The following is a 15,115-nucleotide window of genomic DNA, read 5'->3' on the forward strand; positions in this document are numbered from 1 at the left end:
CGAAGTCGGTGAAATAGACCTCCGGCCCGCTCGGGATCATCCGGGCGGCCCCCTCGAGCCGCCACGGTCGCTCGCGCGCTCCCCGACGGCCGCCCTTGTCGACGTCAGCACCCTCCGCTACCGTCGGCGGTCTACGTCAAAGGAGACTGATATGCGATTGATGTCCAGATCCGTCCACCGACCCGGCACCCGCCCTCTCGCCGCCGCCCTGGCGACCCTCGTCCTCGCCGCCGGAGCCACGACGGCCGCCGCAGCCCAGGGAGACGTGCAGGCCGCCCCGATGCCCGCGGCCATCGGCGACGTCGTGTGGTCCCAGGACTTCAACGGTCCTGCCGGCACCGCGCCCGACGCGTCCGTGTGGAACTACGACGTCGGGGCCCACGGCTGGGGCAACGCCGAGCTCCAGAACTACACGACGTCCCGCAACAACTCCGCGCTCGACGGGCAGGGCAACCTCGTCCTCACCGCCCGCCAGGAGGGCAACGGGTACACGTCGGCCCGCCTGCACACCAACGACAAGGTCGAGGTCCAGTACGGGCGCGTCGAGGCCCGCATCCAGATCCCCCGCGGGCAGGGCATCTGGCCCGCGTTCTGGATGCTCGGCGGCGACTTCCCCGGCAACTCGTGGCCGAACTCCGGCGAGATCGACATCATGGAGAACGTCGGCAAGGAACCACACATCGTCCACGGCACCGTCCACGGGCCCGGGTACTCGGGCGGTGCCGGCATCGGCGGCAGCGCCATGCACCCGCAGGGATGGTCGTACGCCGACGACTTCCACACCTTCGCCGTCGACTGGAAGCCGGGCGAGATCACCTGGTACGTGGACGGCCGCCAGTACCACCGGATCACGCGCGCCAGCGTCGGTGTCAACCAGTGGGTCTTCGACAAGCCGTACTTCCTCATCCTCAACCTCGCGGTGGGCGGCCAGTGGCCCGGCTACCCCGACGGGACCACCACCTTCCCGCAGGAGATGAAGGTCGACTGGGTCCGTGTCCTCGACAACGGGGCGAACGTGATCCCCGGGACTCCCCCGGGGTCGGGCGGCTCCACCGGGACGAGCACGCTCCGCGTGGACGGCGGCAGCTTCTGCCTCGACGTGCCCTGGGCGCAGACCCAGGACGGCACCGCCGTCCAGGTCGCCACCTGCAACGGCAACGCCGCACAGTCGTGGACGCGAGGCGACGACGGCACGGTGCGCGCCCTCGGCAAGTGCCTCGACGTCGCCGGTGGCGCCACCGCCAGCGGCACGTCCGTCCAGCTGTGGAGCTGCAACGGCAGCGGCGCGCAGCGCTGGACGCACAACGCCTCCACCGGGACGCTCCGCAACCCGCAGTCCGGGCGCTGCCTCGACGCGTCCGGCGGCCTGCCCGCATACGACGGGCAGCGCGTCCAGATCTGGGACTGCAACGGCACCGGCGCCCAGCGCTGGACCACCTGACGCAACACCCCGCACGACGACGGGCCGGGCAGGAGCGATCGCTCCTGCCCGGCCCGTCGTCGTGAAGAAGTCAGCCGTCGGTCGACCTCCTGCGGATCACGAGCACCGTGCCCGCACCGACGAGCAGGAGGCTCAGCAGGACCGTGCCCCAGATCGTGGCACCGGTCACCGCGAGGAAGCCGCCCCTGCCAGGAGCACCGTCCGCTGCCCCCGCACCGTCCGGACCAGCCGTACCGCCGGCACCGCCGCCGGTGCCCTGGCCGGAGCCGTCACCCGGGTCCTGCGACTCGCTCGGCACGGGCTCGGGGTCGTCCTCGGCCCGCACGGTGAGGACGGTCTCCGCGGTCCCGACGGTCCCGTGGTCGTCCGTCACCTCGTACGTGAGGGTCCGGACACCCGGCGTCCCGGTGTCCACCGCGCCGTCGGCGAGGTTCGCACCGTCGAGGCTCACGGTGATGCGGTCGGTGAGGTCCACACCGTTCGCGTCCAGCGCCGTGACACCCACGAGCGGGTCGACGACCGTGCCCACCACCACGTTCCGCGACGGCTGCACACCACCGAAGGTCGGGGCGACCGCGACCACCGTCACGGTCCGTTCCACCGTCGTGCGGTTGCCCGCGGCGTCGGACACCGCATAGGTGAGGACCGTGTCCCCGGGCGTCGTCGTGTCGACGGTGCCCTCGACGGTCACCGAGGCGGTGAGGTCACCGTCCACGTCGTCCGTGGCCGTGACGCCCGCGAGCGGGTCGAACGGCTGCCCCTGCGGGACCTCGTCCTCGTCCGGCACCCCGATCTCAGGGGCCGTCGTGTCCGCACCACCGTCACCGCCGCCGGCCCGCGTGAGCGTCACCTGGTCGATGACCGTCCCGTCGAACACCTGCGTGGTGGTCAGCGTGATGGCCGTCGGCGAGACGTCCACGTCCGTGTACTGCGGCTGCCTCGCCTGGATCTTGATCGCCGCGTCGGGCGACCGGTCGTCCAGGGCGTAGTACTTGCTGCCGCTCGACGAGTTGCCGGTGACGTACAGCACCTGCCCCTCCTCCGCGGTGAGCACGGCACCCGACTCCTCCTGCGCCGCCTTGTCCCCGACGGCCGTGGTGCCGTCCATGAGGTAGCTGCGCGTGTAGATGTGGTCGTGACCCGACAGGACCAGGTCCACCCCGAGCTCGCTCATCGCGGGCGCCAGCGCGGCACGCCGCTCCACGACGTCCTGCTCGAGGGAGTGGAAGGCCGCCGAGTAGATCGAGTGGTGCCACACCGCCACGACCCACGACGCGTCGCCCCCGTGCTCCTCGATGACCTCGCGCATGAACTCGATGTGGTCCTCGTCGCCGAGCTCGTGGGCGTTGGAGTTGATGTTGAGGTACAGGACCCCGTTGTACTCGAACCAGTAGTCGCCGCCCGCACGGTCCGGGGTCGACTCGTACCCGTGGACCTCCGACACGTTGGGCCGGTTGAAGTGCGTCATGTAGGCCTGGCCCTGGTTGTCGTGGTTGCCGATGGTCGAGACGAACGGCAGCTGCTGCATGATCGCGGGAGCGAACAACGACTCGTACTCGAACTCGTCGCGGTGCCGCTCCACCTGGTCGCCGGCGTTGAGCCACATCGACGCGTCCGGCTCCAGCGCCGCCACCTGCTCGGTGACGGCCGCCCACGACTCACGGTCGCGCTGCTGGTTCCCCGACGCCCCGATCTGGGGGTCGCCGGTGAAGACGAAGCTGTGCGTCTCGTCGAACGTCCCCGTCCACAGCTCGTAGGACCGCGACCAGCCCGACGCGTCGCTGCCCACCCGGTACAGGTAGGACGTGTTCTCGGCGAGCCCCGCCATGACGGCCTTGTTCGAGTACCGCCCGTCCTGGGTGGGCTCCGACGTGGCGTCGACCACGGTGGCCGCCTCGACGGGGAACGCGTCCCCGGTCCGTGCGGACACCGGTGCCACCTGAACCTGCCCGGTGATCTCGCGGTCCGTGTAGAACGCGAGGTTCCGCTGCGTCTCGTCCGCACCGACGTGGAGCGAGACGTCCGAGTACGTCGCGGCGCTCGCCGCCGCCACGACCGTCAGCGACGGCACCTCGAGGTAGACGTCCGAGCTGCCCGCGTTGGTGTTGTGCACCTGGACGGCGACGACGTTCTCCCCGGCGACGAGCACGTCCGCAGGCACGGTGAACCCGCCCGTGATCGGTGCGGAGCCGTTGCCGCCCGCGTACCCGAGGTTCCCCGAGGGGATCTCGTCGATGCGCTCGTCGGCGAAGCCGCCCACGAGGATCCCGTTGACGTAGACGCGCGCCGCGTCGTCGTAGGCGATGGACCCCGTCAGCTGGGAGATCTGCGCGAGGTCGCCCTCGGCCACGGTGAACGTGGTGCGGAAGAAGTACGTCTCGATGTTGTCGCCGGAGGTTCCGCCGTCCTTCTTCTGCTGGAGGAGCGTCGTGGGAGTGAACCCACCACCGAGGTCGCCGAGGACCCCGTTCTTGGCACCGAAGCCGCCGGTGCCCGTCTTCCACGCGGAGACGTCGACGCCCGGGAGCGTCCACGCCGTCCTCTCGGCGAGACCCTCCGCCGGGTCGGTGCCGTCGTCGAGGTAGCTCCACGTGGAGGTCCCGTCGAGGAGGACCGCACCGTCCACGGGGTTGCTCGCCGGGACCTCGGGAGCGGTCGGCTCCTGCGGTGCCGGCCGGGTCGGGAGGGCGGGCTGGTCGGGGTCGCCGGGCTCGGCGTCCACGACCGGTCGCAGGGCGACGTCGAAGATGTGCATGATCCCCTTGGTCGTCGCCCGGGGCAGGCGGACGGACGTGACCTGCTTGTCGGGGTCGAGCGGCACGACGGCCGTCGCGAACACGACGGGCTTCGCGGCGTCCGAGCCACCTGACGCGGTGTTCCGCTTGGTCAGCTCGACGAGACGGACGTTGCCGGGCTCGAGGCTCCCCGGCACCCAGTCGCTGAAGCGGACGTCGACGTCCTGCGTGGACCCGTCCGTGTAGCTCACCACGGCCGTCCCGCGCGAGGGGCCGTTCGTGGCGAGACCCAGGAAGGAGATGCCCGACGCGGCCTCGTCGCCCAGGTCCACGACCTGGCCGTTCGGGATCCAGTGGTCGGCCTCGCCCGGCTCGGTGTCCGGCCACATGAAGGTGACACCGGTCTTCCCGAGCGGCACCTCGCCGCCACCGGTGACGCCGGCGGCCTCGAGGTCCTGACGGGACAGCGTCACGCCCCCGACGTCGAGCGACCCCATGTTCACGGCGCCGTCGTCCGTGACTCCGTGGCCGTTGCGGGCGTGCGTGCCGTCCTGGTACGAGGGCGGGACGTCGCCCGGCGCCGTGCCCCAGGTGCCCGGCGTGCTCGCCATGGTGAAGGACAGCGTCCCGCCGCCCTGGGCGAAGGACCCGGGCAGCCACGACGCGGTCTGCGGGGTCCCGTCGACCGAGAGGCCGGTGGTGTACCGCGCCGTGTCGCCCGCACCGGGGGCGTCGATCTGGATCACGCGGTCGGAGCCGACGCTCGAGATCGTCACGTGCTCGAACATGGGCGCCGACACGAGGAGGTCCGCCGTGCCCCAGATCCCGGGCATGATGCCGAGGTTCGCCCAGACGTACCAGGCGCTCATCGACCCGAGGTCGTCGTTCCCGGCGAGCCCGGTCGGGGCCGTGGTGAACAGCTCGTCCGCCGCGCGGTAGAGGGTGTCGGTCGTCCGGTGCGGCGCCTGGAGCCAGTTGTACACCCAGGGCAGCCCGAAGCTCGGCTGGTTCGCGAGGTACGCCGTCTCGCTGAACGCACCCCCGTCGAGGTCCGCGAGGAGCGCGTCGAGGTCGGCCGTGGCCTTCTCCACACCACCACGGGCCTCGATCAGCCCCGCCATGTTGTGGGACACGTTGAAGCCGTACTGCTTGCCCGTCGACTGCTCGAAGTGGTCGCCCTGCCGGTTCAGCGGGACGTTCATGAAGCCGTTGCGGTTGCGGGCGTCGATGTGCTTGGTGGTGAAGTTGAAGCTGTTGAGCCAGCTCTGCGAGCGCTGGCTGAAGAGGTCGTATGCGCCCGTGTCGCCGAGCCGTCCGGCGAGCTGGGCGATCGCGAAGTCGTCGGCCGCGTACTCGAGGTTGCGGGTGACGGCGGCGGCGCGCTTGTCGCCGTCGACGAACCCGAGGGCGGAGTACTGGAAGGCGTCGGAGCGCAGGGAGCCCGTCGCGGGGAGGGACTGGGTCTCGACCATCGAGCGCAGGGCGCCCTCGCGGTCGTAGTCGGTGGCACCGAAGGCGTCCGCGGCGGCGAGGATGATCTGCAGCGAGTCGCCGCTCATCTTCGTCTGGATCCGGTTGAGCGAGGGCCAGCTGGACCAGCCGCCGGACTGGTCGACCATGTCGAGGATCGACTGGTTGATGTCGGACGCGACGTCGGGGTAGAGGAGGGCGACGAGCTGCGACTGGCCGCGGTAGGTGTCCCACCCGGAGAGGTTGACGTAGAAGTCGTGCCCGTCACGGACGGTGCGGACCTCGCCGTCGTACCCGGTGTAGCGGCCGTCGGCGTCCTGGAAGACGTTGGGGTGGCCGAGCGCGTGGTAGAGCGCCGTGTAGAAGGTGACGCGGTCCCGCTCGGTGCCTCCGTCGGCGGCGACGGTCCCGAGGGCCTGCTCCCAGGACGCCCGCGCCGTGGCCCGGACGTCGTCGAAGGTCGCACCGGTGGTCTCGGCCTCGGCGTTGGCCTGCGCGCCGTCGACGGAGACGTAGCTCAGGCCTGCGGTGACGGTGACGTCGGCGCCGTCGGCGAAGGTCACCCAGGCGCCGGAGCCGTGCTTCTGGGTGGTGGCGGACGCGGACGTGCCGTCCGCGTCGACGCTGTCGCCGTCCCACGTGCCGTACGACTCGACGGGCTGGTCGAAGGTCGCGGAGAAGTGGGCGGTGTACTCGGGGCCGGACGCGCAGACGATCTTGCTCGTCACGGTCCCGGTGACCCTGCCGGTCGCGGGGTCGACGTCGATGCGGGACGCCGAGACGTCGTTGTTGGAGCCGGCGGCGTCGAACACGAGGGTCGCGGGCGTCCCGTCGTCGAACGAGTAGCGGCTCACTGCGGTGCGGGTGGTGGAGGTGAGCTCGACGTCGACGCCGGAGTCCAGCGCGACGGAGTAGTACCCGGGCTCCGCGACCTCGTCGTCGTGGGAGAAGTCGAGGAAGTAGTCACGGACGGACGTGCTCGGGTTCGAGGGCAGCGCGCCGTCGACGAGCCTCTGCGTGACGGGGAGGACGGGGAAGTCGTTGCCCGAGTAGCGGGGGCGGCACCCGGTGCCCGACAGCCGCGTCATCCCGAAGCCGCGCAGCTGGTCGGCCGAGTGCTCGTACCCGCCGAACTGCTCGTCGAGGACGCTGTTGTACGTCGTGGGGCTCGACTGGACCATGCCGAAGGGCACGGTCGCCCCCGGGAAGGTGTTGCCGTAGTGATCGTTGCCGCGAGCGTTGTTCTCACGGTCGTAGCCCGTCCCGATGTACGGGTCGACGGCGTCGAAGGGTGAGATCGTCGAGGTGTCCTCGGCGTGGGCGGCGGGGGCCGCCACCAGCCCGGAGACGGCGACGGCGAGGGCGGCGAGGGCGGCGGTGCTGCGGCGGCGGTGCCGCCCTGTCCGTCCGGGCACGGGTGACGCGGGGCGTCGTGCGGGCATGACTGGTGGACCTCCGAGGGGTGGGGTGTCCTGGCGCGGAGAAGGCGCTGACGTCCTGACGCTAGAGAGACGAGGTGGACGTGGGCCCAACGCCGGGACAACCGCGGGTGACGCCGCCGTGTCGGGCACGTGTCCCGGCCTCCCCCGGGCCTCGTCACCGGACGTCGAGGTGGCTCCCAGGCAACCGGTCGATACTGGGGGCATGGACTCTCCCCCGGCACCGTCCTCGTCGCGCCGTCCGACCCTCGCGGCGGCCCTCGCGGGCGTGCTCGCGGGGCTGCTCACCGTGGCGGTGGCGCACCTCGTGGCCGGCTTCCGCACGGCTGCGTCCGACCCCGTGGTCGCGGTCGGCGGCGCGTTCGTCGACGCCACCCCGTCGTGGTTGAAGGACGCGGCGATCGGTCTGTTCGGGACGGCCGACAAGGTAGCGCTGTTCGTCGGCATGGCCGTCGTGGGGATCGCGCTCTTCGCCGGACTGGGGGTGCTCGCGCGGCGCTCGCTGCAGGCCGGGACGGCGGGCGTCGCCGTCCTGGCGGCCGTCGCTCTCGGGGCGGTGCTCACCCGTGAGGGCACCGCTGCGCCCGACGCCCTCCCGACGGTCGTCGGCGCGGTGTGCGGCATGCTCGCCCTGCGGGTCCTCGTCACGGCGCTCGCGCCACGGGGGGACCGCACCGAGGACGCCGCCGGCCGGCCCGGGGAGCACGACCGCCGGACCTTCCTCCGCGGTGCTGTCGTGACGGCGGCCATCGCGGCGGTCGCAGCGGCCGGCGGCCAGATCGTCGGTGCGAGCCAGCGCGTGGTCGACGCCGCCCGCCGGGCGGTGCGCCTGCCCGTCGCCGCACGGCCCGCCGACCCGCTGCCCGACGACGTCGCGTCGACGGCACCCGGAGTCGTCCCGTTCCAGACGCCGAACGACGAGTTCTACCGCATCGACACGGCACTCGTGGTGCCGCAGGTGGATCCGGCCACCTGGACGCTCCGCGTGCACGGCATGGTCGAGGAGGAGGTCGAGATCACGTTCGACGAGCTCCTCGGTTCCGAGCTCGTCGAGGCCTGGGTGACCCTCATCTGCGTGTCGAACACCGTGGGCGGCGACCTCGTCGGCAACGCGAAGTGGTTGGGGCTCCCGGTCCGCGACGTCCTCGCCCGGGCGCGCCCTCTCCCCGGTGCGGACATGGTCCTGTCCCGCAGCATCGACGGCTTCACCGCGTCGACCCCCCTGGAGATCCTCACCGACGAGCGGGACGCGCTGCTCGCCGTCGGCATGAACGACGCCCCCCTGCCCGTCCGGCACGGCTTCCCCGTGCGGCTCGTCGTGCCCGGCGTCTACGGGTACGTGTCCGCCACCAAGTGGGTCACCGAGCTCAAGGTCACGACGTTCGCCGAGGACGTCGCCTACTGGTCCACGCGCGGCTGGTCCGAACGCGGCCCCGTGAAGACCGCGTCGCGCATCGACACGCCCCGGCGTGACGCCGAGGTCTCCGCGGGCACCGTGCCGGTCGGCGGGGTCGCGTGGGCGCAGCAGCGCGGCATCACGGCGGTCGAGGTGCAGGTGGACGACGGGCCGTGGGAGCCTGCGGTCCTCGCCGACGAGGCGAGCGTCGACACGTGGCGCCAGTGGACCTACCCCTGGGAGGCGACCACCGGCGAGCACACCCTGAGGGTGCGTGCGACGGACGGCGACGGCGACGTGCAGACCTCGGACGACGCGCCCCCGGCGCCCGACGGCGCGACGGGCTGGCACGAGGTGACGGTCACCGTCGCCTGACGTTCAGCGTCGGTGGGTGAGCGGCCTCAGACGGGCCGGCAGCCCGAGGACGACGAGGTCGTAGGAGTCCTCGACGAGATCGCCCACCAGCCCGGTGTCGAGGTCGGGCGGCAGCGCCACCGTCACCCAGTGCTTCTTGTTCATGTGGTAGCCGGGCACGACCGTCGGGTGCGCCCCCAGCAGGAGGGGGATCTCGTCGGGCTCGGCCTTGAGCGTCACCGTCGGATGGTCGGGGACGGTCGGTGCCCGACCGAGCAGCGCGAAGATCCTCCCGTGGACGCGGAACACGTCGGTGCCCGGCCCGAACGGGACGTCGGTCGTCGCACCCGGCAGCGCGAGGCACGCCGTGCGGCACCAGTCGGCCGGGTCGTCGAGGACGGTCGTCATGCGGTCACCGTACCGGGCCTTCCCCACGGGCGTGGCCGGGACTAGCGTCGTGCCATGGGTCACACGTTCCAGGTCACCGTCGACAGCACCTCGCCGCACACCCTCGCCGACTGGTGGGCCGAGACCCTCGGCTGGCAGGTGGAGGAGAGCGACGAGGACTTCATCAGGTCGATGGTGGCGCAGGGCCATGCCCGCGCGGAGGACACGACCACCCACCGTGGGCGTCTCGTCTGGGTGGAAGGGGCGGCGATCGTCGACGCCGACGGCCCGGCCGGGACCCCACGCGTCCTCTTCCAGCTGGTCCCCGAGGCGAAGACCTCGAAGAACCGGGTGCACCTCGACGTCCGCGTCGACGACGACGTCGAGGCGGTCAGGGCGCGCCTCGAGGAGCGTGGCGCGACGTGGCTGCACGACGGCGCGCAGGGCCCGCACACCTGGGTGACGATGGCGGACCCCGAGGGGAACGAGTTCTGCGTGACGGCGTGACGGTGACGAGGGTCGTTCCCTCGGCGTTCGCCTCTCCCACCGCGGGGGCCAGGTCAGCGGGGCGGCGGTGCCGCCCGGTTCTCCATGGTGTGCCACCCGCCCTTGCGGTAGGCGGGCGTGGCGATCGCGAGGACGGCCACCGCGACCGCGATGCTCGCGATCATCACGCCGCCCATGGCCGCCCCGTGCCCCCCGAAGGCGCCGACGAGGGGTGAGACGAGTCCGGCCACCCCGGCCTGGAGCGCCCCGATGAGCGCCGCGGCTGTGCCCGCCATGTGCCCGTAACCGCCGAGTGCCAGCACGGAGGCGTTGGCGGGGATCATCCCCTGCATCCCGAGGACGAGCCAGAGCGCGACGACCACACCGACCACACCCCCGAGCCCGGTGACGAGCACCACGACGAGGAACGCGGCGAAGACGAGCTGGACGACGAGGGCGACGCGGAGGATGCGCACGGGCGCGACGCGGCGGACCAGCGCCGCGTTGAGCTGGGCCGACGCCACGAGAGCCACCCCGTTCAGCGCGAAGACCCCGGCGAACTGGGCGGGGCTGAGCCCGTAGTCCTCCTGGAGGACGAACGGCGACCCGACCACGTAGCTCATGATCACCGCCATGCCGAGGCCCGGCAGCACGGCCAGCGCGATGAAGTGACGGTCCCGCACCAGCTGGGCGTACCCGACGACCACACCCTTGGGGCCTGCGATCCGCCGCCGCTCCGTGGGCAGGGTCTCCGGCAACCACCGCCACACGACGAGCGCGAGCACCACCCCGACGAGCGCGAGGACGTAGAACACGGCCCGCCACTGCCACTGCCCCGCCACGACCTGACCGATCGTCGGCGCGAAGAGCGGCGCGACGCCGATGACGAGCATGAGCTGGGACAGCAGCCGCGCCGCCGCCGACCCGACGAACCGGTCACGGATGACCGCGATGGCGACGACGGCCGCTGCGGCGTTGAAGAAGCCCTGCACCACGCGGAGCGCGACGAGCGCCTCGATGGTGGGCGCGACCGAGCACAGGAGCGAGGTGATCACGTGCAGCACGATGCCGACGATGACCGGCAGCCTGCGCCCGTACCTGTCCGAGAATGGGCCGATGACCAGCTGGCCGACGGCCCCGCCCAGGAGCATCCCGGACATGGTGAGCTGCGCTGCCGTCGTCGACGTCCCCAGGTCGGAGGCGACGGCGGGCAGCGACGGCAGGTACATGTCCGTCGTGATGGCCGGGAGGGCTGCGAGAGAGCCGAGCATGAGCACCCAGCGGGCGTTCGACGCACGGCTGCGGGTGGGTGGGGCCGGGTCGGGGATGGGTCGCGTCACCAGTGGATCATAACGATTCGATCGTCCTGCCGAGGTGGGGACCTCAGTCGAGGACGACCACCTCGTACTCCGCGGGGTCCGGTTGCGAGGCCACCCACGCGTCGATGCTCGAGACAACCAGGGAGACGTCCGTCGACTCCGGCACCTCGGTCTCGTCGGACCGGGTGTGCACCCACACGGGGGCCTCGTCCGGCCCGCTCTCCTGCTCCTCGGCGCTCTCCTCGGCGCGGAAGACGACGATGAGCTTCTTGCCGTCCGCCGCCTCCACGAGGCTCGACACCGTGCCGCTCGTCCCGAGCAGGCTCTGCGTCGAGTCGATGCTCGCCGCCGGGTCGTCCGAGCTCTGCACGAGCGACGTCACGGCCCCGCACGACGTGAGCGGGGCCGAGACGAGGACGAGGATCCCGAGCACGAGAACCCTGTGCACCGTCGCCATGATCGTCCTCCGCCCTGCCCCGTCCGTGTCCTTGTACAGGGTTCATCGGCAGCGGACGGCGCGGCTTGAAGGACGGGGCGGGCGAACCGCTCAGGTGACGGAGGTCTCACGCACCTCGAGCGTGAAGGTCCCGGTGCGCTGCTCCCCCGGTCCGAGGAGGAACACTCCGTGCTCGGTGCCCGGTGTGTCGAGGAGTGCGAACGCACCGTTGCAGTTGGTCACCGGCTCCACCGCGAAGTACGACCGTCCACGAGGCGCGTAGACCACCGTGTGCGAGTACACGGGGTCGGCCGTCAGACGCACCTCCACCTCGCCGAGCCCCGGCCCCGCCGGGTAGACGATCCGCGCGGGCGCCCCGGGCTCCAGGTCGGTGAGGCAGTCGTCGACGAACACGTCCCCGACGGGCCGCAGCCTCCGGTAGTCGGCACGCTCCGGGACGTCGCCGGCCGGGCCCGTCGCCATGGCGCGCACCAGCGCGTACCCGCGCCGCGCCGGGACCTCGAGCATCGCCTCCGGACCACCCGCCGCGAGGCTCCGCTGGAAGTACGGGTGGTGCCCGAACCCCGCGGGGAACGTCTCGTCGTCGTCGTTCTCCACCGTCGTGGTGACGGACAGCCCGTCACCCGTGAGCGTGTAGGCGACACGAGCCCGGAAGCGCCACGGGAAGTTCACCCCGACGAGGTCCCGTGTCGAGAGCTCGAGGACCACCCGGTCCTCGTCCCTGGCCACCACGGTCCACGCGAAGCCCGTCGTCGCCCCGTGGATGGCCGTGCCGTCCGCACCGTTGCGCGCGAGCATCCACTCGCGCCCCTCGAAGCGCAGACGCCCGTCCGCGATGCGGTTGGACCACGGCACCAACGGGAACGACGCACACCGCTCGGGCGCCGTCCGGTGCTCGGTCCGCGTGGGCCGCAGGAGGTCGCGCCACCGGTCGCCGACGAGCACCCGCCCGTAGGCGAGCGCCGCCCCGGACGCCGGGAGCACACCGATCTCCCAGCGTCCGTTGCGCAGCACCACGACCTCACCCACGACGGGCAGCATCCCGGTACGGACCGTGTCAGAGCGTGACATCGACCTGCACGGTCGACCCGGGGGCCGCGTAGGGGACCTCGTTGCCCTCGACCGGGACGCCGTCGACCACGAGGCTCCCCCGGGCGCCCGGCGTGCCGGAGTTCGTCACGTGGATCACGTACGTGGCACCGCGGGCCGTGCGGGTCACCGTGTACTCCGGGACGTCCGGACCGATCTGCGGGTCGACCACGAGGCCGTCGTACCCGGGCCGCACCCCGAGGAGGTACTGGCTGACCGCCACGAAGTTCCACGCCGCGGTCCCCGTGAGCCACGAGTTCTTCGCCTCGCCGTGGCGCACGGCCTCCTTGCCCGCGATCATCTGGGCGTACACGTAGGGCTCGAGGCGGTGCACCTCGGAGATCTCCTCGCGGTACGCCGGCGTGATCCGCTTGTAGTAGTCGAACGCCTGGGCGCCACGGCCGACGACCGTCTCGCCGATGATCACCCACGGGTTGTTGTGGCAGAAGATGCCACCGTTCTCCTTGTACCCGGGCGGGTACGTGGAGACCTCTCCGAGCTCGATCTGGTAGCTCGTGTACGCCGGGTACTGCAGGACCATGCCGTGGTCCGTGGCGAGCATCTCGTTCACCGAGTCGAGGGCGCGCAGGGCCGGGCTGCCCTTGGCCTCGGGGGTCGTGGGGTCCGTCCCCTCGACGCCGATACCGGCCATGACCGCGAAGCCCTGGGGCTCGATCCAGATCTTCCCCTCGGGCTTCTCGTCCGTCCCGACCTTGTTCCCGTAGAAGTCGTAGGCCCGCAGGAACCACTCGCCGTCCCAGCCGTGGGACAGGACCGCCGCCCGCATCTCCTCGACGGCGGCGCGCGCCTCGGCCGCCACGTCCGTCAGGCCGCGGCGCTCGGCGAGCTCGGCGTACTCCGCCCCGTAGAGGACGAACTGCGCCGCGATGAACACCGACTCCGCGACGCCGCCGGCCTGGTTCTCCGTGGTCTGGAACGACTCGCCCGGCTCGTTCGAGAAGCAGTTGAGGTTGAGGCAGTCGTTCCAGTCGGCACGACCGATGAGCGGCAGGCCGTGCGGGCCCCGGTGGTCGAGCGTGTACCGGAAGGACCGCGTGAGGTGCTCGAACAGGGGCTCGGCGAGAGACTCGTCGTTGTCGAACGGCACCTGCTCGTCGAGGATCGAGACGTCACCCGACTCCTTGATGTACGCGGCGACACCCGCGATGAGCCACAGGGGGTCGTCGTTGAAGCCGGACCCGATGTCGTTGTTCCCCCGCTTGGTCAGCGGCTGGTACTGGTGGTAAGCGGAGCCGTCGGGGAACTGCGTGGCAGCGATGTCGAGGATGCGCTCGCGGGCTCGCTCGGGGATGAGGTGGACGAACCCGAGGAGGTCCTGGTTCGAGTCGCGGAAGCCCATCCCGCGGCCGATGCCCGTCTCGAAGAACGACGCCGACCGGGACATGTTGAACGTGACCATGCACTGGTACTGGTTCCACACGTTGACCATGCGGTCGAGCTTGTCGTCGGTCGACGACACGGAGTACGTGGACAGCAGGGACGTCCAGTACTCGCGCAGCGCCTCGAAGGCGGCGTCGGTCTGCTCGGTCGTCGCGAAGCGCGCGAGGAGCTCGTGCGCAGGACCGCGGTTGATGCGCTGCTTCTCGCCGATCCCGGCGGCCTCGTCGGCCGGGGCCCACTTGGCGTCGGCCGGGGTCTCGACGTACCCGAGCACGAACGTGTACGTCGCGGACTCGCCCGGCTCGAGGTGCACCTCGAGCGAGTGGGACCCGATGGGGTACCAGCCGGACGCGACGGAGTTCCCGGACACGCCGGCCCGCGGGACGGCGGCCTCACCGAGCCCGTTGTAGGCGCCGACGAACGTGTCGCGGTCCGTGTCGAAGCCCGCGACCGGCGCGTTGACCCCGTAGACGGCGTAGTGGTCACGACGCTCGCGGTACTCGGTCTTGTGGTAGATCGCAGCGCCGTGCGGGGAGTCGGTCTCGACCTCGACCTCGCCGATCGACAGGTTCCGCTGGTAGTTCGTCTGGTCGTCCTGCGCGTTCCACAGGCAGAACTCCGCGAAGGAGAACAGGGTCGCGCTCTTGGCGACGTCGGAGGTGTTGGTCACCGTGACCTTCTGCACCTCGGCGTTCTCGCCCATGGGCACGAAGTAGAGCGTGTCGACGCGGAGCCCACGGCGCTCACCGGTGATCCGGGTGTAGCCCATGCCGTGACGGGTCTCGAAGTGGTCGAGGTCGGCCTTGACCGGCAGCCAGGACGGGGTCCACACGTCGCCGCCGTCGTTGACGTAGAAGTAGCGGCCCCCCGAGTCGGCGGGGATGTTGTTGTAGCGGTAGCGCGTGAGGCGCCGCATCTTCGCGTCCCGGTAGAACGAGTACCCGCCCGCCTGGTGGGAGATGAGCGAGAAGAACTGCTCGGAGCCCAGGTAGTTGATCCACGGGTAGGGCGTGTGGGGGGTGGTGATGACGTACTCGCGGGCTTCGTCGTCGAAGTGGCCGTAGTGCATGTGAGCGCCTCTCGCCTCGGTGTGGACGTGGCGCACCTGGAGGTGGACCGACGCCGTTCGGGGCGGGCCGCG

General features: G+C 71.4%; 9 protein-coding genes. 3 read left to right on the plus strand and 6 right to left on the minus strand.

Annotated features, from left to right (window positions below; genetic code table 11):
- Positions 1-160: 160 nt before the first annotated feature.
- Complete coding sequence (locus tag JAV76_RS08930) at positions 161-1,441, plus strand: glycoside hydrolase family 16 protein (protein ID WP_198733688.1); 1,281 nt, start codon at positions 161-163, stop codon at positions 1,439-1,441.
- Between the two features lie 70 nt (positions 1,442-1,511).
- On the opposite strand, the gene JAV76_RS08935 is transcribed toward JAV76_RS08930, so the two are convergent.
- Positions 1,512-7,088, minus strand: a complete 5,577-nt coding sequence (locus tag JAV76_RS08935; RefSeq protein WP_198733689.1) for a GH92 family glycosyl hydrolase — start codon at positions 7,086-7,088, stop codon at positions 1,512-1,514.
- A gap of 202 nt (positions 7,089-7,290) precedes the next feature.
- Here JAV76_RS08935 and JAV76_RS08940 point away from each other — a divergent pair, with 202 nt between their 5' ends.
- On the plus strand, positions 7,291-8,856 hold the full coding sequence (locus JAV76_RS08940) for a molybdopterin-dependent oxidoreductase (protein ID WP_198733690.1): 1,566 nt from the start codon (positions 7,291-7,293) through the stop codon (positions 8,854-8,856).
- A 3-nt stretch (positions 8,857-8,859) separates the two neighbouring features.
- Here the strand turns inward: JAV76_RS08940 and JAV76_RS08945 are convergent, their stop codons facing one another.
- Complete coding sequence (locus JAV76_RS08945) at positions 8,860-9,243, minus strand: MmcQ/YjbR family DNA-binding protein (protein ID WP_198733691.1); 384 nt, start codon at positions 9,241-9,243, stop codon at positions 8,860-8,862.
- A 54-nt stretch (positions 9,244-9,297) separates the two neighbouring features.
- On the opposite strand from JAV76_RS08945, the gene JAV76_RS08950 reads away from it, so the two are divergent.
- Positions 9,298-9,729 carry a VOC family protein gene (locus JAV76_RS08950; protein WP_198733692.1) on the plus strand — a complete coding sequence of 144 codons (432 nt, stop codon included), beginning with the start codon at positions 9,298-9,300 and terminating at the stop codon, positions 9,727-9,729.
- A gap of 53 nt (positions 9,730-9,782) precedes the next feature.
- Here JAV76_RS08950 and JAV76_RS08955 read toward each other — a convergent pair whose 3' ends face one another.
- The 4 genes from JAV76_RS08955 to JAV76_RS08970 form a co-directional block, all read right to left on the minus strand.
- Positions 9,783-11,048: a multidrug effflux MFS transporter gene (locus JAV76_RS08955; RefSeq protein WP_307844109.1), complete on the minus strand. Its 1,266-nt coding sequence runs from the start codon at positions 11,046-11,048 to the stop codon at positions 9,783-9,785.
- Between the two features lie 43 nt (positions 11,049-11,091).
- A complete protein-coding gene (locus JAV76_RS08960) occupies positions 11,092-11,484 on the minus strand; it encodes a hypothetical protein (RefSeq protein WP_198733694.1) in 393 nt (130 codons plus the stop codon).
- A 90-nt stretch (positions 11,485-11,574) separates the two neighbouring features.
- Entirely contained in the window at positions 11,575-12,555 is a 981-nt protein-coding gene (locus JAV76_RS08965; protein WP_198733695.1) for an aldose 1-epimerase, read from the minus strand.
- Entirely contained in the window at positions 12,542-15,043 is a 2,502-nt protein-coding gene (locus JAV76_RS08970) for a glycoside hydrolase family 94 protein (RefSeq protein WP_198733696.1), read from the minus strand. The genes JAV76_RS08965 and JAV76_RS08970 overlap by 14 nt, the downstream gene beginning before the upstream one ends.
- Positions 15,044-15,115 lie beyond the last annotated feature (72 nt).

This window comes from Sanguibacter suaedae (assembly GCF_016342785.1).
Lineage (GTDB): Bacteria > Actinomycetota > Actinomycetes > Actinomycetales > Cellulomonadaceae > Sanguibacter > Sanguibacter suaedae.